The 22,605-nt window shown below is 58.4% G+C and carries 20 protein-coding genes and 3 pseudogenes; 18 read left to right on the top strand and 5 right to left on the bottom strand.

Annotated features, from left to right (window positions below; translation table 11 throughout):
* The first annotated feature begins 256 nt into the window (after positions 1-256).
* Both ACWTU7_RS02390 and ACWTU7_RS02385 read left to right on the top strand, forming a co-directional pair.
* Positions 257-492, top strand: a pseudogene (locus ACWTU7_RS02390) (type II toxin-antitoxin system VapB family antitoxin).
* Positions 489-904, top strand: a pseudogene (locus ACWTU7_RS02385) (PIN domain-containing protein). Before ACWTU7_RS02390 ends, ACWTU7_RS02385 begins: the two co-directional pseudogenes overlap by 4 nt.
* A gap of 342 nt (positions 905-1,246) precedes the next feature.
* Here the strand turns inward: ACWTU7_RS02385 and ACWTU7_RS02380 are convergent.
* Complete coding sequence (locus ACWTU7_RS02380; RefSeq protein WP_455837574.1) at positions 1,247-1,486, bottom strand: hypothetical protein; 240 nt, start codon at positions 1,484-1,486, stop codon at positions 1,247-1,249.
* A 511-nt stretch (positions 1,487-1,997) separates the two neighbouring features.
* On the opposite strand from ACWTU7_RS02380, the gene ACWTU7_RS02375 reads away from it, so the two are divergent.
* Positions 1,998-2,624 carry a transglutaminase-like cysteine peptidase gene (locus tag ACWTU7_RS02375; RefSeq protein WP_455837573.1) on the top strand — a complete coding sequence of 209 codons (627 nt, stop codon included), beginning with the start codon at positions 1,998-2,000 and terminating at the stop codon, positions 2,622-2,624.
* A gap of 464 nt (positions 2,625-3,088) precedes the next feature.
* The gene (locus ACWTU7_RS02370; RefSeq protein WP_455837572.1) at positions 3,089-3,838 is read left to right on the top strand and encodes a TylF/MycF/NovP-related O-methyltransferase; all 750 of its coding nucleotides are present in this window, start codon (positions 3,089-3,091) and stop codon (positions 3,836-3,838) included.
* Positions 3,839-3,906: 68 nt separating this feature from the next.
* On the opposite strand, the gene ACWTU7_RS02365 is transcribed toward ACWTU7_RS02370, so the two are convergent.
* Positions 3,907-4,752 carry a GSCFA domain-containing protein gene (locus tag ACWTU7_RS02365; RefSeq protein ID WP_455846490.1) on the bottom strand — a complete coding sequence of 282 codons (846 nt, stop codon included), beginning with the start codon at positions 4,750-4,752 and terminating at the stop codon, positions 3,907-3,909.
* A gap of 406 nt (positions 4,753-5,158) precedes the next feature.
* Here ACWTU7_RS02365 and ACWTU7_RS02360 point away from each other — a divergent pair, with 406 nt between their 5' ends.
* The 7 genes from ACWTU7_RS02360 to ACWTU7_RS02330 all read left to right on the top strand — a co-directional run bounded on the left by ACWTU7_RS02360 (position 5,159) and on the right by ACWTU7_RS02330 (position 13,216).
* A complete protein-coding gene (locus ACWTU7_RS02360; RefSeq protein ID WP_287335338.1) occupies positions 5,159-6,964 on the top strand; it encodes an ABC transporter ATP-binding protein in 1,806 nt (601 codons plus the stop codon).
* A 6-nt stretch (positions 6,965-6,970) separates the two neighbouring features.
* The gene (locus tag ACWTU7_RS02355) at positions 6,971-8,149 is read left to right on the top strand and encodes a hypothetical protein (protein ID WP_455837570.1); all 1,179 of its coding nucleotides are present in this window, start codon (positions 6,971-6,973) and stop codon (positions 8,147-8,149) included.
* 160 nt (positions 8,150-8,309) lie between these two features.
* Positions 8,310-9,344 (top strand): hypothetical protein, encoded by a 1,035-nt coding sequence (locus ACWTU7_RS02350; RefSeq protein ID WP_455837569.1) that lies wholly within the window; start codon positions 8,310-8,312, stop codon positions 9,342-9,344.
* Positions 9,334-10,503, top strand: a complete 1,170-nt coding sequence (locus tag ACWTU7_RS02345) for a glycosyltransferase family 9 protein (RefSeq protein ID WP_455837568.1) — start codon at positions 9,334-9,336, stop codon at positions 10,501-10,503. Before ACWTU7_RS02350 ends, ACWTU7_RS02345 begins: the two co-directional genes overlap by 11 nt.
* Positions 10,504-10,695: 192 nt before the next feature.
* Positions 10,696-11,730, top strand: coding sequence for a hypothetical protein (locus tag ACWTU7_RS02340; RefSeq protein WP_455837567.1), 1,035 nt, complete (start codon positions 10,696-10,698; stop codon positions 11,728-11,730).
* Positions 11,731-11,768: 38 nt separating this feature from the next.
* The gene (locus ACWTU7_RS02335) at positions 11,769-12,533 is read left to right on the top strand and encodes a sulfotransferase domain-containing protein (protein ID WP_455837566.1); all 765 of its coding nucleotides are present in this window, start codon (positions 11,769-11,771) and stop codon (positions 12,531-12,533) included.
* Entirely contained in the window at positions 12,530-13,216 is a 687-nt protein-coding gene (locus tag ACWTU7_RS02330; RefSeq protein ID WP_455837565.1) for a sulfotransferase family protein, read from the top strand. Before ACWTU7_RS02335 ends, ACWTU7_RS02330 begins: the two co-directional genes overlap by 4 nt.
* Before the next feature lie 15 nt (positions 13,217-13,231).
* Here ACWTU7_RS02330 and ACWTU7_RS02325 read toward each other — a convergent pair whose 3' ends face one another.
* On the bottom strand, positions 13,232-14,149 hold the full coding sequence (locus ACWTU7_RS02325; RefSeq protein ID WP_455837564.1) for a sulfotransferase family protein: 918 nt from the start codon (positions 14,147-14,149) through the stop codon (positions 13,232-13,234).
* Positions 14,150-14,323: 174 nt separating this feature from the next.
* Here ACWTU7_RS02325 and ACWTU7_RS02320 point away from each other — a divergent pair, with 174 nt between their 5' ends.
* From ACWTU7_RS02320 to ACWTU7_RS02305, 4 genes and pseudogenes are all read left to right on the top strand, one after another.
* Positions 14,324-15,493 carry a glycosyltransferase family 4 protein gene (locus ACWTU7_RS02320; protein ID WP_455846487.1) on the top strand — a complete coding sequence of 390 codons (1,170 nt, stop codon included), beginning with the start codon at positions 14,324-14,326 and terminating at the stop codon, positions 15,491-15,493.
* Positions 15,494-15,601: 108 nt separating this feature from the next.
* Entirely contained in the window at positions 15,602-16,417 is an 816-nt protein-coding gene (locus tag ACWTU7_RS02315) for a glycosyltransferase family 2 protein (protein ID WP_455837562.1), read from the top strand.
* A 78-nt stretch (positions 16,418-16,495) separates the two neighbouring features.
* Positions 16,496-17,227, top strand: coding sequence for a glycosyltransferase (locus ACWTU7_RS02310; RefSeq protein WP_455837561.1), 732 nt, complete (start codon positions 16,496-16,498; stop codon positions 17,225-17,227).
* A gap of 242 nt (positions 17,228-17,469) precedes the next feature.
* Positions 17,470-17,924 (top strand): annotated as a pseudogene (locus tag ACWTU7_RS02305) (NUDIX domain-containing protein).
* A 108-nt stretch (positions 17,925-18,032) separates the two neighbouring features.
* Here the strand turns inward: ACWTU7_RS02305 and phnF are convergent.
* Positions 18,033-18,818, bottom strand: coding sequence for a phosphonate metabolism transcriptional regulator PhnF (gene phnF / locus ACWTU7_RS02300; RefSeq protein ID WP_455837560.1), 786 nt, complete (start codon positions 18,816-18,818; stop codon positions 18,033-18,035).
* Positions 18,815-19,996, bottom strand: a complete 1,182-nt coding sequence (locus tag ACWTU7_RS02295) for an alpha-D-ribose 1-methylphosphonate 5-triphosphate diphosphatase (protein ID WP_455837559.1) — start codon at positions 19,994-19,996, stop codon at positions 18,815-18,817. Before ACWTU7_RS02295 ends, phnF begins: the two co-directional genes overlap by 4 nt.
* A 116-nt stretch (positions 19,997-20,112) precedes the next feature.
* Here ACWTU7_RS02295 and ACWTU7_RS02290 point away from each other — a divergent pair, with 116 nt between their 5' ends.
* From ACWTU7_RS02290 to phnE, 3 genes are all read left to right on the top strand, one after another.
* Complete coding sequence (locus tag ACWTU7_RS02290) at positions 20,113-20,973, top strand: PhnD/SsuA/transferrin family substrate-binding protein (protein WP_245497145.1); 861 nt, start codon at positions 20,113-20,115, stop codon at positions 20,971-20,973.
* A 79-nt stretch (positions 20,974-21,052) separates the two neighbouring features.
* On the top strand, positions 21,053-21,802 hold the full coding sequence (locus ACWTU7_RS02285; RefSeq protein WP_455837558.1) for a phosphonate ABC transporter ATP-binding protein: 750 nt from the start codon (positions 21,053-21,055) through the stop codon (positions 21,800-21,802).
* Positions 21,795-22,589 carry a phosphonate ABC transporter, permease protein PhnE gene (gene phnE, locus ACWTU7_RS02280; RefSeq protein WP_455837557.1) on the top strand — a complete coding sequence of 265 codons (795 nt, stop codon included), beginning with the start codon at positions 21,795-21,797 and terminating at the stop codon, positions 22,587-22,589. Before ACWTU7_RS02285 ends, phnE begins: the two co-directional genes overlap by 8 nt.
* Positions 22,590-22,605 lie beyond the last annotated feature (16 nt).

The following is a 22,605-nucleotide window of genomic DNA, read 5'->3' as shown; positions in this document are numbered from 1 at the left end:
GGTAGAGGTTTTCGCTGCCAGCCTTCATCCCTGTACCAATCCCTGCTCGGTCGGGGCCTTCAGATAAATCGGGACCGCTTGGCGCTGCCGGCCGACGATGACCTTGACCAGCTCACGTTTTCGGCAGGCCCGTCATAGAAGACCAGCAAACGATCAGTTGACGGTCTAGCCCGGATGGCAAGCCATCATCTGCCATCTTGCTAGCAATGCGAGGCAGGCTTATCTACGCCAAAGGGAGTTCTATAGGGCCGAACCTCTGCTTTCCGTGCGCAGCGCCAAGGCGCGTGATCTTGCGCAGCGGCTTGCTCGACGCGAGAACCGCTCGATCGCCGACGTGGTTGAGCGCGCTCTGGAATCTATGAGGTCCGGGAAGCAGGTCGTGAGCCGGCATCGACGTTCTACACTCGTATTGCCAGCGCTTATGGTACCGAAATCGATCTTGAGGCAGTGATCCGGGGTAATCGGCAGGTTCATGCGGGACCTGAGCTTTGATCTTCCTCGATAACCATTGTCATTTCCGAGACGCTGAAAAGCTCGCCCGACCTGCCGTGATTGCATGGTTGGTCCGCCATGACGCTGAACTTGCACTTCCGACCGTGCCCATCGCGGAGATCGCCTTCGGCATCCAGAAAATTCGACCCGATCAGCGTGCAGAGCGTCGGGAGCAGGGACTCTCGGATCGGCGTCGTCGGTTTGCGGATCGGATCTTCGGCCTGACCGAGGAAGCCGCGATGGCCTATGGGGAAATCATGAGTACCGCCATGCGGCAGGGCCGGGGGATGTCGGCGCCCGACCGGCATGATTGCTGCAATCTCAAGAGTGAATGGCGACCGGCTTGGCGACGCGGAACTTGGGCGACTTCGGCACGACCGGTCTCAACTTGTTCTCTCCGTGGGAGTTCTGACCTGGGATATGGGCTCATTCAGGACCGGAGCAGGGCAGGGGGAAGGACTTATCGCCTACAGTCCGGTCGCTTTGGTCAGGTCGACGCGGAACCGTTCGCGGCGGCGCTGGAAGGGATGGCAGCGGCCGACGTGACGGCCGATTGACAGCGGCGCAGATGCAGACGCGGCCCTCGAAGCCTCGCCACGATTTTTTCCTGAGTTCGCGACCTGACGCATTCAATACTCTCGCCAGAGACGGTCAATGCATCCATGGCTGCAGGATTTTCTTGCGCCCTGTCCAACCACCCTTTGTCGCATGGCGGGTGGTTGGACTTTTTGCATGGGAGGACAAGGTCAGTATATTAACGACCCGCCCATGGTGCACGACCCCTGAGGACCTTGCCGGGCTGTGGTCGTTGTTCTTTCGGGGCTACCACGGGTAGCGGCAAGGAAGCCGTATGATTGGTGTCTAAGGTCATTTCGCCCTTGTCGACATCAGGAGCAAATCCGCGGGTCGGATCGCGGTCCGGATTTTGAGCGGCAGCGAGAGAGACTCCCGTCGACAAGGCGAGGAGGGCGAAAGCCGTTGCAAGTTTGTTCATCGTATTTTCCTTTCTTAGAATGAGCAGACCTGCCAATCGGCCTCGCGCGGTGTTGACTCCCGCTTGCGAAATCGCTGTCGGCTTTCTGTCCCGTCACTATGACGAGGCTTCCTGCTCACGATCGAAACTTACGCCACGCCTGTCGCAGAGATTTGCCCGAGTGCCATCGAAATGTATCCGAATGTATGCGAGTCTACGCGAGAGCCCCGTAGCTCTTGGACTTTCTTGCTTCGACTAATTTGGCTACAATTTTTTTCTCGGCCGCCCTGTCCGCGTTTGAGCCGTCGATGACAGAAAGGCGCCGATGTGGTCATGCGACAACACGCGAAGGTCATGATCTTCCAGTGGTTATGGAACTTCTCCAGCATTGACGGCAGCGCCCACCAGCAGGTCATTGATGATTGTTCGCGACCGTAGCTTTAAATTGTGTGTCGGCTGCGTTGATGTCCCCATGAAAAGATGGTAACGCGATATTAAAGATTGTTTCGGGTCGTTACCTTGGGCGGGGCGAATGGGATTGGTGATACCGCGGGCATGGCTGTGTGCCGGCCTACTGATAGGCTTGATGATGTCCGCGACGCCGATGGAGAAAGCTTCGGCCGATGCAGTACCTGGTGCCATGGCGACCGGGCAGCGGACCTCCATCCCAGTTGGCTACATGGAATTCTGCCGAAGGCAGGCCGCAGAATGCAGGATACGATCAGGCAAGATCCCGCCGGTTCTTATGACCAGTGGAATGGAAGATAAGCTCGCATCCGTCACCAAACTCGTGAACAGATCGATCAAGCCCGTGAGCGATTTTGCCGTTCACGGCACAATGGAATTTTGGTCCTATCCGGTTAGCGCGATCGGCGACTGCGAGGACTACGTCCTGCTTAAGCGTCAGATGCTCAATTTGGAGGGCATATCGCTCTCAAACCTTCTGATCACTGTCGTCAGAAAAAAAGACGGCGAGGGGCACGCAGTGCTCACGGTCAAGACCGACAAAGGCGATTATGTGCTCGACAACCTCAACGACGACGTGAAGCTTTGGTCGGAAACTGGATATAGATTTCTAAAAAGGCAATCGTCCACACATACCGGACGCTGGGTTGCGATACTTGAACACCCCGATATTCTGGTCGGGGCAGTCGACTGAACTTCTCGATTTGCGACTGAACAATACCTGGCGCACCCGCGCCTGAGAATGGCAGGAATGCGCCAGCCAGCCTTTCGATTCCCGCTTCGTTGACACCTGGGTCTTCCTCCGCCACGATCGATGTTGTGGGGCTGCCTGCCGCCGCCAAGCGCGATGCCTGAGCTTTTCGATGGGTGTCTGCCGCAGGCGCCATCACTCGCGGCGCGCGCAGCGCAAGCCGGGCAGTGGGATAACTCCGACAGCCCGGGGGTTTGACTGTTTCCGGACCGGCCCAGGCACGTGGCCCGTGATCTTGAGTCGCACCCCATGCAAGTTCCAAACCTCGACGTTGCCTTATTACGGGCACCGGAAAGTGCTTTCTTCCGCGCTCGAGAAGCCCATGTCCTGCAGCCGGAACTCGACTTCATTCCGCGTCTGATGCCGGCAGAGCTTTCGATTCCGCCCGTTTTATGAACATACCGAAAATGCTGGTACCGATGAAGTTAAGAGATATGGCACTCGCTGTTGTTTCGAAGAAACGCAGAGGCGTGGCTTGGTATAAGGTCTCTCAGAAGCAGGCCGACAAATACGACTTCTATGTTTATTCCAGTCATATGATCTGGAAGGACCAGCCATTTTTCCGAAAGGCGCTGCAGCGGGTCAAAAACATCCGCGGGATTCCGGATCCCCGGGCTTTCATCCTGCAAAGCTGCTTGCGATCGATCGAGCGTATCGATGGCGATGTGGCCGAATGCGGCGTAAGGCAAGGCCGGTCGACGATATTCATGCTGATGAGCGATCTTCGGCCACGGCACTACCACCTTTTCGACTCGTTCGCTGGCCTCTCCGAACCAACCGCAGAGGATCGCAAGCCAAACGGCCGAACGCCATGGAAGTCCGGCGATCTCAGCACCGACGAGAAGATAGCCAGAGAGAATATTTCCGGCTTCAGCAACACCACTTTTCATGTGGGGTGGATACCAGAAACCTTTTCCAGCGTATCCGACCGGCGTTTCGCCCTGGTCCACATTGACGTCGATCTATACGAGCCGACACGTGACGCGCTTGCCTTCTTCTACGATCGAGTGTGCGCGAATGGCATGATCATATGTGACGACTACGGCTCTGCGCTCTGTCCTGGAGCCCGAAAGGCCTTTGATCAATTCTTTGAAAACCGCCCGGAAGGCATTATCGAGCTTCCAACGGGGCAGGCGATTGTCGTAAAGGCAAGCTAGCGCTGAATGGCTGCGGCTACTCTCCATAGACATCAAGTGAGGAACGTCACGGCGGCAAGGCACGGGTGTCAATTCCCGCGTGATGACGCCTGCGACGGAGAAAAGTATGCATTGAAAAACTGTTCAACGATCTCATCGACGACCGATTTCTCTACGTGCCGTAAATCCTCTCTATAGCTACGAGCAAGGCCTCCATAGGTGACAAGCTCGAATGAGGGAAGGTAATGGACATTGTCTCGTTCCCGGCAGACTTGACCAAGCACAGCCCGAAGAACGGACTTGCCTTCAGTGCTCGCAGTGACGACATCCATGTCTTGAAACGTCCGAGCCAATGCAACCGGTGAGACTGTGAGAATTATCGGTGCATCGGGTTTGTGTTGACGGACCATGTCCACGGTAGCCATCACGTTGGCGTAGTTTTCCTGAAAGCCGCTGACGTGAAGCGTCGTTTCCTGCATTCCGCCTCCGCCACGATAAAGCGGTTTCTGTGCTGCTGCTTTGCCACTGGATTTGTTGATGAAAACCTCAGTCATTCCGAAGGTGAATATGAATGCCGTGGCTGCATCGAAGCCAACCCGCATCTCTCCATTTATGCTCTCGATCACCTCTTTGAGAACCTGCGGAGATTTGGCGAAGATGCCGCGGCGGTACGGGTCCTGAAAGCAGATTGGGCCCCAAGGAGCACGTTTCTTGACCTGCCACCAGTCGTCATGGGCCTGATCCCACAACCCAAGCATTTGCTCGACCTGAAGGCGAACAGTGAAGGTGTTGTAGAAGTTCATATGCTCCTGCCGAGGCAGCTCATCTACAATGGCCTGTGTCGGGTCGAAGCTGATATTTCTGTAAGACGGAACGCATGCGATCTGTCTGCTTGTCAATGCACGTCGAATTTCCTGCGCGAAGCAACTCCCCATCGTAAAGAATATATCGTCAGAAGTGAATATTGAGGTTTTGCGGATTGTAATGGTGCCAGAACTGACAAAGTCTTCATACTTCGTGTTTGAATTGTTCGATGCCATCAAGCGAATAGGTTTAATGTATCCGAGTTGGTGGCGGAGCCGAAAATACTTTCGTCGAACTCGCTCTAGCAATGTCACAATGGCTCCATGATCTCCATAGCCGGCCGCCGACAGCAATGCCCGACACTTAGTCCGCTTCGCCGCTAGCCGCAATCAGGAGGATTCAAGATTGACTATAACTTCGAACGAAGTCAGACGTCAGGTATCAGTTTGGCGCATGTGTGACGGCGCCGAGAAAAATTTTCATGGATCGGCAGGAGCGAGGGTCGTCAGAGGACGATACATCGCATCGGGAAACGGAATGAGCGCAAAGAAACGAATTTCAGCGGCCCTGGCATACCCGCTGGTCAAGCGCCTGATCGTGGAGAACCTGCCGCCGCACATAAAGCTGTATCTCACCGGTTTGCTGTGTTCAATCGTCGCTGCGGCGGCGACCGGCGCAACGGCTTGGATCATGAGTGTCATGATCAATAGCATTTATGTAGAACGGAACGCTGCCGCCGCATGGGGTATTAGCGCCGTGATTGTGGGCATTTTCCTGGTTAAGGGGATCGCCGACTATTGCCAGACCATCACAACGGGGAAGGTTCGCCGAGCTATCGTTTCGGACCTTCAAAACCGCCAGTTTTCCCGAATGGTGCGTTTCGACATCAACCGCTTCGCTAACCAGCATCCGGCGAAATTCGTCTCCAAGATCATGTTCAACGCGCGCGCCGGGGCCGCCGTTATTCTCACCCTCACGAGCAGCACCGTCTCCGATGTGCTGAAGCTGATTGCCCTGGCAAGCGTCATGGTCAAGCAGGATCCAATGATGTCGCTGATATCGGTGGCGGTTCTACCCCTGCTATTCCTATCGGTGGGCGCGATAACCAGGAAGCTCAAGGCGCTGGCAAGGGGCGAGACGGAGTTGGCAGCACTGGTCCAGTCGATCGGCACGGAAGCCGTCGAAGGTATCCGCACCATCAAGTCCTTCCAACTTGAAGACAAGGCGGCCGCCAGCTTCGCGAAGGCCGTCCGCAAGATGGAAAGGCGCGGCATCCAGATCAACCGCACATCGGCGTTGATGAGTCCATTGATGGAGACAGGCGGCGGCTTCATCATTGGCCTTTTCATTATTTACGCCAGTTGGCAGACCCTCGGCAACGGCAAGACGCCGGGCGAATTTATGGCCTTCATAACCGCCTTTATGCTTGCCTATGAACCCGCCAAGCGGCTGGCCCGGGTCAATGTCGACATCCAGAAGCAAATGGTGGCCGTCGGGCAGATGTTTGATTTGATCGACACGCCCGAACAGCGACAACTCGCAACCGCGGGCGAGCACCTCACCGATGTCGAGGGCGGCCTCCGTTTTGAAGATGTGGCCTTCTCCTATGAAGGGAATAGCCCTGCGCTGCACGGCGTTTCCTTCGAGGTCCGACCCCGTGAGAAGCTGGCGATCGTCGGCCGCTCGGGCGCCGGCAAAACGACCATCGTCAATCTGATCCTGCGCCTGATGGAGCCGGACAGGGGCAGGATTCTCCTCGACGGAAAGGACATTACGAAGATCAGCCTGGCCGACGTTCGCGACAATATCGCCCTGGTTTCACAGGATGTTTTCCTGTTCGAAGGCTCGATCCGTGACAACATTCGCGACGGACGCCCGAACGCCAGCGATCAGGAAATCGAGTCCGCGGCGGACCTCGCCCGGGTCACAAGCTTTGCTTCGAGCCTGGAAAACGGGCTCGACACGCTGGTGGGTCCGAGCGGCACCAATCTGTCGGGCGGGCAGAAACAACGCGTTGCCATCGCGCGCGCCCTACTCAAAAATGCTCCGGTGATTGTCTACGATGAAGCAACATCCGCGCTCGACGGCGAAAACGAACGGGCGGTCATGGAGGCTGCGTTCGACGATGCATTTCAGCGCACTGTGATCTGCATTGCGCACAGGCTTTCAACCATCAAGGCGGCCGATCGCATCCTGGTATTTGACGCTGGTATGCTTGCGGACTCCGGGACCCATGACGAACTCGCCATGCGCAGCGAAATCTATCGCTCGATCTTCCATTTGGAAGCGTCCGCTCCAATCGTCGAAGGCGGCGAAACGCTGCGGCAGAGCGTATTGCGCTGAAGGCCGATGACCAGTTTTTACCACGGTTCCTACATCCGGTATGTGATAGGTGGATTGGGCCTGCAGTTGCGCCGATACACAAAGGCCGTGCGGGCGCTGTATACCGGCTCCAAGCCTCGTTCCGTTCTTGAGCAGCAGGCCAAGGTCGACGCGCTGATCGCGCGCAGGGACTGGACAGGCCTTGAAGCAAGTACCGATCAAATGGCCATCATGGCCGAGCGTGTCCGCGACCCGGAGTTGATGCAGAAGGCAGGCCAGGCGTTCGAACGGCTGGGCAACTTCGCGCGGGCGGCCGAGCTTCGGCTTTCCGCTCGCCGGCAACGAAAAGGGGAAGGTGCCAATGAGTGGACCGGAGAAGACCTCGGTGCGGATACACTGCTGATCGATCTTGTAGAGGATGATCCTCGCAGTCTTGGCCGGGTTATCCGCCATGCGCGACTGGCCGGCGCCGCCGCTGGATGTGCGCAAAGCGCGACAATTCGGGTCGAGCCGCGCCTCGTATCGCTTCTGCAGCGGACGTTCCCGAATGCGACCGTGGTTCCAGCGCAGCAGAATGTCGTTGGTGACAAATTTGCGACCTTCGAAAATCTCGCCTGGGTTTTCGGCCGCGATGCCGAAAGACTTGCCGCCGATTTCGTGCCGCTGCGGGTAGATCCTGAACTCGTCCAGACATTCCGCAAGCGCTATCGCTCGATGACGGATCTACCACTGGTGGGTCTGTCCTGGGGCAGCAAATCACACACCAAGGACGTCCCTGATTTCCCCGAATGGGCACGGTTCATCGCCCAGACACAAGCGACGTTCGTTTCTCTCCAGTACGGACAGATCAAGCCGGCGCTGAGGCGCCTGCGCAACGGCAATGATGCGCGGCTTATCTATGATGACAGTGTCGACCAGATGATTGATATGGACCGTTTCGCCGCCCAGGTCGCCGCACTCGATGCGGTCGTAACGATCAGCAATACGGCGGCCCATCTGTCCGGAGCACTTGGTGTTCCGACCATTTTCCTGATCGACGACAAGTTTCAGACAGCGTGGCCAGTGATTGGCGATCGAACGCCCTGGTATCCGAAGGGGCTCGTCGTTCGCAAGGAAGGACGCCCGTGGCCGGTGGTGCTCGACGACGTCGGCCGGCGGCTCTCGTCAATCCTGACGGTGCGGTCGACGCCGTCTAGCGATAGTTGAGGTCGCTGTGCCGAGCAGACGATCCATCCTTGAAAAAGCAAAAGCCGCCGACCTGCGCCCGCAAGGTGTTGACGGCAAGCGGCTGCAGAAGGTTCTTGATCGAGCAAAGAAGTTTTTTAAGTGTCCCTCGCGCCACGCTGACGAAAGCGTCGAACGACATATGAGCCTGATGGCGCAGAGTGTCGAGCGGCGTGACTGGCAGGCGGCCCGGGATCATGCGCTGGCACTCGGCCTGCTCGGTGAGCGGCTTGGCGATCCCGGGCTTGTCAAAAAAGCCGGGCGTGGACTGAGACGTCTCGGCGGCGGGAATCGTGCGTGGCAGTTGATCGCGTCGAGCAAGCAAGTGCCCGGCCGGCCCGAATGGGATGGCAGTGATCTTGCGGGTCGCAGGCTTGCCGTCGAGCGGCGCGAAGGCGATCTTGCAATCTTCTTCCAGTTCGCGTCGCTGCTTGGGCCGGTGGTCGCAGCTGCCGAACGATGCACCGTTTTGGTCGAGCCGCGACTCGCGCCACTTTATCGCAGAACATATCCTGGGCTCGATGTCAGGCTAGAGGGAGAAGGGGAGGTGGCGGCGACCGACGCCGACGTTTTCGCCTGCTTCGAGACACTGGCGAAGCACTTCTGGCCGGATGAGCCGACAGCACGCGCGCCCTTCCTCCCGTTGGAGCCGGACCGCCGACTGGTCGCCGAGCTACGCAGCACCTATCTCGCTCGTGACCCGGGGCCTCTGATCGGCTTCGCCTGGGGAAGCCTGAACAAGAGCAAGGACCTGCCGGCTCTGGACGATTGGCGGGCGTTGCTCGGCAATCTGCCGGGACGTTTCATCAGTATGCAGTACGGCGATGTCGGGCCAGCGCTCGCCGAATTCGAACGATGGGCGCCGGGACGCATCATCCATGACGCTTCCGTCGACCAGTTGTCGGATATGGACCGCTTTGCCGCGCAAATCGCGGCGCTCGATGCGGTGGTGACGATCAGCAACACCGGCGCCAATCTGGCGGGAGCGCTTGGCGTTCCGACTGTCGTCATGCTCGACGATGGGTTTCGGCTGTCGTGGCCTGCCTTCGGCGAGACCGTAGCCACATATCCAAGCGTTCGACTGGTTCGGAAGGGCGGTCAGGCATGGGCGTCCGCAATGCAGGAAGCAGGTGGACGGGTTATGCAAATCATCAGTGGAGTTGGTGATGGCCGGTAGCCAACTCCTTCGCCGGTTCCGCCGCGGTGCCGCGCTTGCAGGCTATAAGTACAAGGTCTGGTTCCGTCGCCATCGGCGGCAGCTTTTCCTTCGCTGGCGTGATGGCGACATTGCCGATCAGATGGCGGATTATCGGCGAAGCATCGAGGCGCGCGATTGGTCTGCCGCACTGCCGAAAGCCCTGGCCCTGGGGTCGATTGCGAAGTCGCGGGGCGAGGTTCGCCTGCTCGACGAGCTTAGCAAGGCGCTGATGCGGATGGGCGCCTACGGCCCGGCGGCGGAGCTGAAAATCGCCCGGCGCCACATCGTTGAAGGCCGCGTCAACGGCGAATGGCTCGGCCAGGATATCTCGGACCAGGTCCTGCTCGTCGATCTGATGGAGACCGAAAAGCAGGGTCTGGCCACCGCGATTCATCATGCGAGTTCCGTCGGCCGCGCGCTCGCCCGGGCTGCTCGTTTGATCGTCCTGGTCGAGCACCGGTTGGTGCCGCTCTTTCAGCGGACATTTCCCGCCGCCGATGTGCGAGCTGTCGGTCAGGGGAACAAGGCCTATGGCGAGGCCCAGGCCTTTGCGGGCGTTCAGCATCTGACTGCCGTGTTCGAGACAGATGAGACCACGATCCGGGAGAATTTCATCCCGCTGAAGCCGGACCCGGCGCGGGTCGATGAACTTCGCGCTCGCTATCGGAAGGATGGCCGGCCGTTGGTCGGCATCGCATGGGGCAGCTCCAATCCTGGCAAGGACCTGCCGCCACTTACGGCATGGCGCGGGCTTATCAGCCGTCCCGACCTCCGGTTCGTTTCGCTGCAATATGGCCAGGTCGAGTCCGACCTGAAGATCCTGACCGATGGCGAGCTCGCGCGTATTCTCCATGACGGATCAATCGACCAACTTGTCGACATGGATCTTTTCGCGGCGCAGGTTGCCGCGATGGACGCCGTGGTAACCATCAGCAATACAGGGGCGCATCTGGCGGGCGCGCTCGGCATCCCGTCGGTCTTTATCCTTGGCGATGGGTTCAAACGTTCCTGGCCGGTCGAGGGCGATTGCACACCCTACTATCCTTCCGCCGTGCTGGTCTCGAAACGGGAAAGGCCTTGGGCCGCGGTGATGGAAGACGCACAAAACCACATGGGCTTACTCATCAGCACTGTTTGAATCCACCACGCAAGGCATCGCGAGTGTGCCAGGCAGGTCCAAACCGGCGAAGTGGTCAAGCGCCTTTCTTGACGGCAAGAGCATTGTAAACTACCCGGCGGGGCGGCCGTTCTGAATTTCACGGATAAGAGGCGATGCATATCTTTGGGTAGGTCGAGAACCAAGGCGGCTTCTCCTGTCAGCGAAGGCTTTGTGCAGCGGCTCCTCGCCGCGTACCGGCTTGTTCATCCAGGAAATCTGTTCAAGCGCGGGCGTATCTACGCCCGCGGCAGGGCAGCGACGAGGACTGTCTACTTCGTCCCACACAACCGCAACAATGTTCGGCTGCTGGCTGACGCGGCAGAAATTCTGGTTGACCGCGGCATCCGCTGCGTGTTCGCGCATCTCGATGGATTGAAACGCGGCGGCGTAGCGCGACCTGAACTCAACGCCCGGGGAATATCGCATATCGGCTTTGCCGAGCTCGAGCGGATGATCAGACCCGGCGACATGCTGGTGACTGGAAATGACTATGCGCCGCAATTCTTTAGGCGATGCATAGACTCCATCAACTTCGGCATGGTCCGTGTGGTCGGGCTGATCGGCGGTGCGCGACTGCTGCAGCCGCATCGATTTGTGAGAGCTGACTACATCCTGTCGATGGGACCAGCGGCGCTGCAGCAAAGACGCCAGCCGACATACGTTGTCGGCTCCCCGGTAATTGAGCGTGCCGTCGAAGGTGCTGGCGCCAGGCACGATGAAGGGCTTTTTGTGCTGGTGAACTTCAAGGGGGATATCGAAAAGCCCGCAGATCGCCAAGCGATTGAAGCCGTGGCAGGCGCATGTGCGAAACTCGGCCTTGCCTATGTCGTCAGCGTCCACCCCACGATGTTCGCAAAAGTCGATTTGCCGAACAAATCGACCCTGGATTTCGCACAGCTGCTCCCGGAGGCTCTGGCGCTCGTAACGCGCCCAAGCACCACTGTTTACGAAGCAATCGCCTGCGGCATTCCGGTGGTGCTGTTTCCGCTGGTTTCTCCCATGGTCGAGTTCGACAGCCCTATGGGCGCTTTCAAACCAACATTGTCGGAGCATGACCTCGTCGAGGATATCCGCGCTGCGGTCAGGTCAAGGCCGACTTATTTTGAGCAAAGCCGGGACTTCCTCAACGCCAATCTGTCGATTGATCCAAAGGTGCCGGCTTCGCAACGGATCGCCAATGCCTTAATCGATATTTACAATCGCTGATCTGCTCGATCAAAGTGCCCGCAATCGGAGTTCGCAAGTTGAGTTTGTTTTCCAACTTTTTTGCAAGAAAGCCGCCCCTCCTTGTCGTCTCGTTTCCCAAATCCGGGCGGACCTGGCTGCGCGTAATGCTTGACGATCTGGGCGTCGATGCGGCTTACACGCATGACGGTTCCGACCACAAGGATCTGCGTGACATTGCGCAGATAAGCCCCGACAAATCTCGCTACAAACGCCAACGGATTCTATTCCTGACGCGAGACCCCCGCGACACTGCGGTATCTGGATATTTTCAGGTCAACAAACGCCATGGGCTGGAAGCAGGTCCGATCGGCGATTGTATAAGAAGCCCCAAACACGGTGTCGAGAAGATTGCCCTTTTCAACCTGCAGTGGTTTGCAGCCGCAAGTCACATGCGAAAGATTGCGCTTCTGCGCTATGAAGATGTGCAGCGGGATACAAACGACGCATTGCGCAGCATCGGAAAATTCTTGGGAAAATCCTTTGAAGAGTCCCAGCTTGCCGATGTTGCCGTCAGCAGATCGTTCAAACGAATGCAGCAATCTGAAATGTCAGGAGAACTGGGTGCGCGCTATGGCGGAAGACTGCAACCACGCAATCCTGACGACCCGGAAAGCTTCAAGGTTCGAAAAGGTAAGGTCGGTGGTTATTTGGACTACCTCAGCGCGGATGATGTAGCCTTCTGTGACAATTTGCTTGCGCGGCTCGATTACTGGAAGCGGCTCGATGAAGCCTTCCAGCGGCATGGCATATCTTATGCCGAGGACAGGGCAGGTGTGAATTGATCCGATGCAAAGGCTTTGTCTGCGGATGCGGACATAGCGGCACCACGCTGATAGCGACGATCCTTGCCTCGCATGCCGATGTCTTTTTGCCATTCGAAGAAACCAACGTGTTTTTCAAATGGACCCCACTTGCGCTGTATCGCTACTCAAAGCTGAAACAGGCGGCCATTGGGGCGGGCAAGTCGGTGCTGCTTGAAAAGACACCGCGTCATATCAGGCGTGTCGACCGGATACGACGCCTGGTGCCGGGCGCGAAGTTCGTGATGCCGGTACGCGATGGGCGCGATACCGTTGCTTCGCTGACCAGGCGGCTTGGCGATGCGACCGAGAGCCTGGATCGCTGGATTTCGGACAACACAATGGTGCTTGCCGAGCGCGGCAGCACGGACGTCCTGATTTACCGCTACGAAGATCTTGTCGATGACCCAGAAGCGACCGTCGAAAAGATCTGCACCTTTCTGGGATTGTCGTTCGATCAGAGTCTGCTCGACTATCATCGGAACCCGCAACGATGGTTCACACTTAATGCGCAACCCCAACATGCCGCATTGCGCAACCAGCAAGTGAACCAGCCAATTTATGATGGCCGCGGCCGCTGGAAAACCGAACTGGGTCAGCAGGAATTGATGGAGCTTACCGAGGGGCGAGGGAAGCCCCTGATGCAGGCGTTCGGATACCTTTGAAACCGCGCGACCGCTTTACTCTGGAAGCGCGCGCGGATAGCCAAACTGATCGAAGTCGCGCTCATACGCGCGATAGATGGTATCCGCCAGTTCTTGCGTGAAATAGTCGGCAAGCCTGCGGCGCGAGGAGGTGTGCAGAGGTGGCATCGCCGCGCGTCGCACCTCGTCGCTCGCACCGACATGATCGAGAACCCGTTCGAAATCCTGTGCGAAAGTCTCGGTCTTGCCGATGAGGTCGAACGCAACTCCTGGAAGGTCGACGATGTCGCTTTGCCTCTGCCAATGCTTGTCGATGCGCCATGTGGAAGTCGTGCAGGCAAAGGCGACGAAATCTGCAAAGGACAGGCTCTTGTCAGCACCAACAGGCAGCGCCGGATCAGCCCTTTCGCGGTGGGCTAGATAGACCTCCACCCTGCCATAACCAGGCACAAGGGGACGGTCGCGATATTGGTCGGCCCAGCACGACAACAGCCGGGTATAGGGATTGCGAACGAAGGTAAATCGCAAGGCTTCGGGACTTGTGGCCATGCGATAGAACTGCAGGACGCCATGGCGAGGCGCCTGCAAGTTCGACGCCTTTCGGTTGTGCACCTTCCAGTTCTGGTCGCTGCGCCATCCCGACACGGTGTCGTTTCCGATCATGGCTGCAAGGTTGCTGCGAATGCGGCTGCTCGCCGCCTTTGGCGTGGCGAGATACAGGATCTTGAGTTGCGGGACTACGTCGATCAGGTCGTCCGGCAAATATGCGGTTTCCATGGCTCTGCGGTAAAAAGCGAGCGCTTCCGGATGCGCCCAGGCAAGAAACGGCTCCTTGACCAGACCGCGAAGATTTCGCAGTCCTGGTCGCAACGAGCGCTCGAGGCGGCGGATCACGCCGATCTTGCGTTTGCCCGGAATGACCGTATCGGCGGGCGAAACATGGCTGGTGGTCATCGGCAAAACCCTCGCCTTGAAAGCAGTCTACCAGTCGTGGCATAGCCGCAACCACGCAGAACTATAGCGAATTGCCCCCTATCCAGGACCGGCTTGCTGCGCTTAATAGACTGCGAAGAAAGTCCCGCCAAGTTCGAAAGCTTATTCGTGGTGCAAAAGGCGTAACGAGATCGCATGGATTTGTCACAGCATGATCAACGGGTTCAAGCTGAACCGAAGATGCCTATTGTGTTCGTACGCCAGCGCTATGCGCCTTTTGGCGGAGGCGAGATCATGCTGGAAAACATCATGGCGGCGTTCGCCGCGCGTCAACGGCCGGTGGCCGTGCTGTCCGGCGACTGGCCGCGATACGAGGGCATAGAATTCATCCATTGTGCCGGCCGCCGCTTTCCCCGCTCGCAGCGGGCGACGTCCTTTGCTCGAGCCGCATGCCGCAAGATCGCCGAAATGCCACCGGCCCTGGTGCAGAGCAACGATCGACTTCCGTGCTGCGATGTCTTCCGGGCCGGGGAAGGCGTTCATGCCGCCTATCTTGCCGAGCGGCGGCGTTTCGAGACGCGGCTTGGCAGGGCAGCGATGGCGCTGAGCCCCTTTCACCGCCAGACGCTGCGTCTTGAACGCACAACCTATGCGAGCCCACGGCTTAAAGCTGTGATTGCCATTTCGAAAATGGTGGCTGAGGATATTATCCGTCACTACGACTATCCGGCGGAACGTGTGCACCATGTTCCCAACGGGGTTGACCTGCGCCGTTTCAACCTGGAGCTGCGTCAGCAGCATCGAACTGCGGTCCGCTCACGGCTCGGCATCAACGATGACAGGTCGGTCGTCCTGTTTGTCGGCTCGGGTTTCGCGCGAAAAGGACTTCTTCCATTGATGAAGGCTGTCGCCACGCTGGACGGTGAGTCGGAGGTGTGGGTCATTGGCCATGATTCGCGCGCCAATGCCTTCAAACAGGCCGGCGACAGACTTGGTCTTGGCGCAAGGCTCAGGATGTTGGGGCCGCAGAAAGATATGTTGCCATGGTACGGCGCGGCCGACATTGCCGTGCTGCCTTCCATTTATGACCCATTCGGCACAGTGGTGATCGAAGCCATGGCCAGCGGCTTGCCCGCCGTGGTAAGCACCGGGTGTGGCGCGCGCGAGCTGGTCGATCGGTTCGAGCCGACGCTTGTTTGCGACGCAGCCAGCGTAAACGACCTCGCCGCCGGGCTTGCCCGTGCGTTGCAGCTGTCGTCACGGCCTGAGACTGCGGCAAAGGTCAGAGCGGCGGCCGAACATTACGATTTCAACGTCATGATCAGGAGAATGATAGCGCTCTACGAAAGTCTCGACCTGAGATAATTTTCGACATTTTTTTTGAATCCGTTAGTATCGCTCGGAGTGCTAACAGGCCGGGGGACCAGTTTCTTTGAACAACTGTAGCAGTTTTGACGCCGGAACCGTCTGACAGTGCCGGCGCTCTCAGTCATCATAATCAGCCGCAATGAGGAAGCGTGCATTGCACGTTGCCTTCGCTCGGTACATTTTGCCGACGAAATCGTCGTCCTCGACAACAACAGCACCGATCAAACCAGGGACATCGCCAGTGGACTCGGGGCCAAGGTCCTGATTACCCTCGATTGGCCCGGTTTCGGCGCGCAAAAAAACCGTGCCCTGGCCGCGGCGACAGGGGATTGGGTCCTTTCGCTTGATGCCGACGAGTGGGTCGAGCCACCCCTCGCTGCAGAAATCAGAGCCGCTATCGCCAACCCAAAAGGCTATGATGGCTTCGAAATACCAAGAAGATCCCGCTTTTGTGGGCACATCGTCCGCCATGGCGGCTGGTCGCCCGACCTGGTGCTCCGACTTTTCCGTCGACAGTCCGGGCGCTTCAGCAACGACACGGTGCACGAGAAAGTTGTGGTGAATGGGAAGGTTACGCGATTGTCCCATCCTATGGAGCATGACTCCATCGCCGACCTGGCAGACGCGCATGACAAGATCGGCCGATACGCAGAAGCGTCCGCGGCGCGGCTGCTTACCGAGGGCAAAAGAAGCTCGATAAGCAAGGCGGTTTTGCGCTCGGTCTGGGCCTATATGAACAGCTATGTTTTCAAGCTGGGATTTCTGGACGGTTCGACCGGCGCGATGGTCGCCGCTTATTCAGCCAGCTACACCTATCAGAAATGGGCGCTTGTCGCATTGGGCAGCGAGGCGAAATCCGCCGAAAAAAGCAGGACCGGCGTGAAAGGCAAATCCGTGCGATTCAGAAATCGTCCCGGCTAATTTCCGCACCATTGTTGCCGAGCTGTTGCCAGACAGTTAGTGTATGGCCGTTTTGAAATTGGAGCCAAGGTACTGAATATGACTGATGCGTTTAGGGTATTCGTTGGATGGGACAGCCGCGAGCCGATCGCCTACGACGTAGCACGGCACTCTTTGCTTAAAAACGCTTCGGTGCCTGTCTCCGTCATTCCAATCAAACAGGACGAACTGCGTGCCCGTGGACTGTATTGGAGGGAAAAAGATCCACTCGCGTCAACAGAGTTCACCTATACGCGGTTTCTCACGCCTTTTCTCGCCGACTACACGGGTTGGGCTTTGTTCTGCGATTGCGACTTCCTGTGGCTCGGTGACGCCGCAGGTTTGCTGGAGTACACGAAGTCGAACAAGGCGGTCTATTGCGTCCAGCATGATTATACGCCGAAGGCCACTACCAAGATGGACGGCGTGGTCCAGACATCCTACCCACGAAAAAACTGGTCCTCGCTGATGCTGTTCAACTGCGCGCACCCTTCGGTTAAATCGCTTACGCCAGAGGTCGTGAACCGCGAAAGTGGTGCCTACCTCCATCGAATGCAGTGGGTCGCCGATGAGGACCTGGGCTCGCTGCCAGTAGAGTGGAACTGGCTTGAAGGTTGGAACGAAAAGCCGACGCATGGCACACCTAAGGCGGTCCACTATACAAGCGGTGGTCCGTGGTTTGCCGAGTGGCAGAATGTCGACTATGCGGATTTGTGGATAGCCGAACGCGACGAATTCTTGAGTAATGCCGAACAAACGGAAGCTTCTCTCTCGCGCTCGGCGAGCCGGTAGCTAATCCAACCGATCGGCCCGACAATATTGGACGTTTCGTCGAGATCGCCGGCAGCGCGCGGTTCGTGCAGATCGGTGAACAGACTAGGCGTGCCTGGTCGAAATCGAACCGAGCGGGTTGTCGAACAGCCATTTTTGGCGACGTGCTTTCCAGCGCGCGGCGTTGGCACAGCGTCTGCTGCGCCAAGCCGGCAACTGCTTTGTCGTTGTTGCGGCATGCTGCATGGCAGAGGCTTGAGGCCATGGCGAAAAGAAGTGCGGGCATCCTGCCTTACCGCAGATCGAGCAACGAACTGCAGGTGTTGCTTGTTCATCCGGGCGGGCCGTTCTGGCAAAGCCGCGATCTTGGCGCATGGTCGATTGCAAAGGGCGAGTATGGTGATGACGAACAGCCGGAAGCTGCGGCACGTCGCGAATTCGTGGAGGAAACCGGCTGGGAGCTCGATGGAGCACTGCTTGCGTTGGGGGAGCTGCGCCAGCGCGGCGGCAAGCTTATTACAGCCTTCGGCGTCGAAGGCGATTTCGACGCCGGCACTTTGCGAAGCAACATGTTCGAGATGGAATGGCCACCGCGCAGCGGCCGCATGCAATTCTTCCGGAGATCGATCGCGCGGGGTGGTTCGGCCTCGATATGGCCCGGGAAAAGATGCTTATTGGCCAGCGGCCTTTTCTCGACCGGCTTGTGGGGTCCGTCTAAAGCCGACCCAATGGCCGACCGACATCATGAACTGGTCGTGCTGATCGCTACGCCCCAGGAACCATGGGCTGAGGCGAAGAGCATGTTGAGCGCGCCATCGCGCCAGGATCAGAACACGAACTCGACAGACGTCAGCGGCCAGCAGCCGCGGGTCCATTCGATTGGTATGCCGTTGCGGTCCTCGTTGACGGCATTGATGCGGAATACTGGTGTTCCGGGTGTCAGCCGCAGGATTCCGGCTTCATCAGGGGACGCAAAGCCGCCACTGATGCGCGTCTCGGCCCGCCGGTAATTCTCGATGCCATGCGCGCGGAAAACATCGGTCACCGACTGACGCACGTCGTACGTCTGCTCGAAATCAGGAAAGAGATTGGCTGGAAAGACCTTGGTATTGACGTAGACCGGCTGCTTATCGGACGTTCTGATCCGGCACAGCCGGATAATGGTGGCATCAGGTGCGAGACGCAACCGCTCCGCCACGGCCGGTTCTGCTGGTTCCCGGACGATCAGCAGCGTCTTGGTGCCGATTTCCTGGCCATGAGCTTCGAAATTGTCGAGAAAGCGCTGGCCGTCGCGAACCGTGAATGTCGAGGGTAGGTTTCGTACGAAGATACCGACGCCCTTGCGAGCGGTGAGGTGGCCCTCATGCTGTAACTGCTGCAGCGCCCGGCGAAGTGTAATGCGGGTGACCGCGAGTTTCTCCGCCAGATGCGTTTCTCCGGGAAGTTGGCTGCCCGGCGGAAGACAGCCGCTCTCGATCAGATTGAAGATGTGATCGTAGATCTGCTGCCAGATCGGCGAATCGCTGCGTGGCCGAAAGACCAGCCCGTCAAAGGCCAGAAGACGATTGACGCTGCGCTCGTGTGGTGTTGGGATTTTCGTATTCTGGTTCATGAAGCTTTATTCACCGGCGATCGGTGTGCCGACCGTCGGTTTACGCGCGAGAGTCGAGAGGAATAGACAATTTGTCCGTGAACCATGGTGGCCACCACACGCGGATGCTCTGGATCGCCGGCATCGACGAGGATCAGATCCGCTCGGCGCCCGGCAACAAGCAACCCGCGATCGTCAAGGCCGGCTACCCGGGCCGGATTTGCCGAGACCAGATTCCAGATCGTGGGGAAATCGCTGGCCCCCGGAGAAGACAGCCTGAAGGCGGCATGCAGAGGCGAGGGATAGTGGTAGTCACTGGTCAGCACCGTGCAGAGCCCGGCTCTGATGGCCTCGGTGGCATTCAGCGCTCCATTATGGCTGCCGCCGCGCACGACATTGGGCGCGCCGAGGATCACATCCTCGCCCATTTGCCGCGCGGCTTTCGCCGTTTCGAGCGTCAGTGGAAATTCCGAAGCCTTTGCACCGAGACCGCGGAAATACATACGTTCTTCGGGAGACGCTTCGTCATGGGCAAGAAGCACATTGCCATTGGCCCGTGCAGTCGCGGCCAGCTTCCCGATCGCGATCGCTACGTCGGCTCGGCGGGACCAAATCTGATCGAGCAACGCCATATACTGCTCACGGCTCAAGCCGGACCGGTCCGCCATCTGGCCGATCTTGCGGGCGATCGTGCCGTTCAATACCGACCCGGTCGTATGGTCGTTGAGAGCAATGATCGGTCGCGGCCAAAGAGAGAGCCATTGTATGACCTGCGCCATCTGATCAAGCGCGAAGGTCTCCCAGCGCAGATGCACACGCGTATCGCAGCTAAGAGTATCGCGGAGATCGCAGAGCGCGCCGATCAGTTGCTTGGCGGCTTCGAGCGAGCGAAGTCCGGGCTCCCATGACACCGTGACGCCGTGAAAGGCTGTGGTTACTCCATTGGCGACAAGCTGGCGGTCCGTATCTTTCAACGCCAGCGCCGTGTCGAAGCGGACACCCGGCCGCGGCATGATTTGCCGCTCGAAGCCGTCGCCGTGGATATCGACGATCCCCGGAAGCACGAGCAGACCATCGGCATCGATTATGGACGCATGGGCCGCTTGGATCTCTGACAGTATCCCGCCGGCAATGCTCAGGTCCGCGGTTTCAAGTCCCCGGTCGGTAAGGATGCGACCACCCTGGATGTGCCAGTTCACTGTATCCCTCTAAAAGCAAAGCCTGCCGGTGGCGCCGACGAAATGTCACGAGCACGTCATCTGCTGCGTATACGGATTAGCGGGTAACAGTTTCCTGTCTATACAGCAAAGGGAAAATGATGATCCGCACCATCGCAACCGCACTCGCGCTGACGCTTGCCTCCGCTCTTCCAGCTTTTGCGGAGCCGGTGAAATTCGCGGTAACCGACATGGAGGGACTGGAGGCTCTTCAGCAGGAATTCGGCGCTTTCCAGACCGCCCTTGAAGAGGCGACCGGCCTGGATATCGAGCTGTTTCCAGTCAGCTCGCGGACCACCGCCGTCGAGGCCATGAATTCCGGGCAGGTCGATCTCGTCCTGACCGGTCCTGCTGAATACGTGGTCATGAAGGAATTAAGCCAGCCGAAGATTGTTGTTGCCTGGCAGCGCCCCGATTATTTCGCTCAGATCGCCGTACTGGCGAATGGACCGATCCGCTCGATTGAAGACTTGAAGGGCAAGAAGATTGCATTCGGCTCGGTAGGCTCGACCTCCCAGCACCTCGGCCCCGCGCAGGCGCTGGCCGATTTCAACCTGAAATATGCCACCGACTACGAGCCAGTGATCATATCGCGCAATATCGCGGCTGAGGCTCTCATCCGCGGCGACATCGCCGCTATCGGCTTGAATTTCGGTTATCTGAACTCGGTCCGGGAAGCGTTCCCCGACACTGCCTTCTCGGTAATCGCACGGGGCCGCGATCTGCCGAACGACATTCTTGTCGCCCGTAAGGACATTTCAGACGACGTGTTCGTCAAGGTCCGCGATGCCTTTGCGAAGAATGGCAACGAGCTGATGAAAGCGATCCTGACAGGCGAGGACAACCAGAAATTCAAGGGCGGTTTCTTTCTGACTGATGTCAGGGACTCGGACTACGACTATGTCCGCTCGATGTACCGCACGATCGGAATCGAGACCCTCACCGACTTCGTAAACTGAGGCTTGCTCCTTTTCATCGCAAAGGCCGGCGGTTAACCGCCGGTCTATTTCGTAGTCCCGTCCGGGCCAAGAGGTCACTATGACAGCAATCATTCGCGCGCACGATCTTGCGAAGAGCTATGCGAACGGAAAGGTCGTTTTCTCCAGTATCGGCCTCAACATAGCATCGCGCGAACGGGTTGCCCTGATTGGCTCGAACGGTGCTGGAAAATCCACCCTGCTCAAATGCCTCATCGGTCTTTTACCGTCGAGCGGTGGCGAGGTCGCCACCCTCGGCGAGAGCTTCCGCTCGGCGCCGTCCGTCGCCCAGCTGCGGCGCATACGCAGGCAGATCGGATTTGTCTTCCAGCATCACGGACTGGTTAGCCGCCAATCCGTTCTTACAAACGTTTTGCAGGGCAAGCTCGGGCTGCCCGGCGGCTGGCGCGGCTGGCACCATTCCATCGCAAAGCAACACTGGCGCGAGGAAGCAATGCAGGCGCTCGCCGACGTGCGGCTTCTCGGCAAGGCAGGCGCCCGCGCCGACGTGCTTTCTGGAGGGCAGGCGCAGCGGGTGGCGATTGCCCGTGCGTTGATCCGGCGTCCGAAGCTTTTGATAGCAGACGAACCGGCGGCAAGTCTCGATCCGGCGGCTGGACATGATGTGATGCGAGTTTTCTCCGAGCTCACCCAGGAACAAGCGATCACCTTGGTCTACACCACGCACGACATGGAACATGCTCTCGACTACTCCGATCGCTTGATAGCGCTCAAGGCGGGCAAGGTCTTCTTCGACCGGCCGACGGCGCATGTCACCCGCGCTGATTTGAAAGACGTCTTCGATGCATGACCGCCTTTCGCCGAGCCGGATTCCATCGATCTCGCCCCTCACTTTCAGCTTTGCCGTCGCTTTGGCCGCTCTCGTGATCGTTTCCGCCGGGCAGGTCGCACCTTCGCCGGAACAACTGGCAGGGGGAGTGCCCCGCATGGCCCAGCTCGTCGGCCGCATGATACCCCCAAATGTCGAGCCAGGGTTCCTCCTGCGGGTTTTCTGGCGCATGATCGAAACGTTTCAGATAGCGGTCGTGGGGACAGCAATAGGTGTCGTCCTCAGCTTGCCATTTGCCTGGCTCTCGGCCAAGGACATAACCCCGCTCGGCCCGTTCCGGCATATCTCCAGGATCCTGGTCTCATTGTTTAGGACCGTTCCAGATTTGGTCTGGGCACTTCTTTTCGTGTCAGCCGTTGGTCTCGGGGCGGTTGCTGGAACCATGACCATCGTCGTCGATACGATCGGTTTTTGCGGGCGCTTCTTCGCCGAGGCGATGGAGGATGCCGACGAAAGACCTCAGGAAGCGCTGTTTGCAATCGGGGCCAGTCGGTTCTCTGTCCTCTGCGGGGCAGTTCTGCCCGACGCTTTGCCGTCCCTGATAAACACCACGCTCTTTGCGCTTGAAAAGGCAGTGCGCTCGTCTGTTGTTCTCGGCCTCGTTGGAGCCGGTGGCATCGGCCAGGAGCTGAAGGTCGCGTTCGATCTTTTCCAATACAAGAATGCCTCGACCATCATTCTCGTGATCTTCACCATCGTGGTGTTGATGGAGTTCGTGACGGATCGCTTGCGCTCGAAGGTCCAGTAGCTGCAGGCTAGCCATG

It is taken from the genome of Mesorhizobium sp. BHscii, from assembly GCF_053848065.1.
The sequence above is the reverse complement of the archived record's forward strand: the minus strand, read 5'-3'. Positions and strand labels throughout refer to the sequence as shown.